General features: G+C 45.5%; 1 protein-coding gene. It reads right to left on the bottom strand.

The genetic code is table 11. From position 1 onward, the window contains the following. Positions 1-574, bottom strand: a 574-nt coding sequence (locus R7E78_RS26380; RefSeq protein WP_411913774.1) for a choice-of-anchor I domain-containing protein, incomplete at its 3' end; no start/stop codon positions are given. Between the last annotated feature and the right edge of the window lie 163 nt (positions 575-737).

Below are 737 nucleotides of genomic sequence, written 5' to 3'. Positions count from 1 at the left end.
AATCGGAGTTCGGTTCGCCTTCGTTTGCGGTGGCAAGGTAACGACCATCTTTAGAAAAACCAACCATATCTGGCAGCGCACCGGTTTTGAAAGTGGTGATTAGAGAAAGATCATCCGAGCGATACAGCGCGATCAAGCCATCTTCCTGCTTATTATTGTTTTCAATCACGACGGCGACTAAACCATTAAATACAGCAACACTGTTGGCCGCGCCGATTTCAATCCCTGCGGAAGTGCCCGCATCGGTTAGGTCAATAAAATCAGTTTGTGAAGGCGCTCTGCTTTCGTTGAGCGACAACACATCCACACGTTTGGCTTGAGCATTGACCACGTAGAGTTTGTCCGTGCACGCATCATAGTTAACGATTTCTGCGGCAGAAGTATCAAACGGCGCATCGACGATAGATGACCCAACAAACGTCAAACCTTGGATTGAGGTTTCCCCAACAGCGGGTGAACTGATCGGCTTACATTGTGCACTGAAAGATGCGATAACATCGTTCTGTTGCGATGAACATGCGATGGCGAGCGTCGATAACGCCATTGCACCTATTGCCTTAAGTGGGGTGGTCATGATATCTCCTTATCAATCCGATATACTGTCGCTCAATGCATGATTTTCAGATATCTATTCATTCACTGCAGTGGACGATAATAGAACATTGATTGACGTGTGATTTGGTAAGGCTCTGAATATATGTATGATTTATGACTCTTATATGGGCTTTTTATGAAAC

The sequence above is a fragment of the Vibrio sp. YT-19(2023) genome, assembly GCF_033337395.1.
The sequence above is the reverse complement of the archived record's forward strand: the minus strand, read 5'-3'. Positions and strand labels throughout refer to the sequence as shown.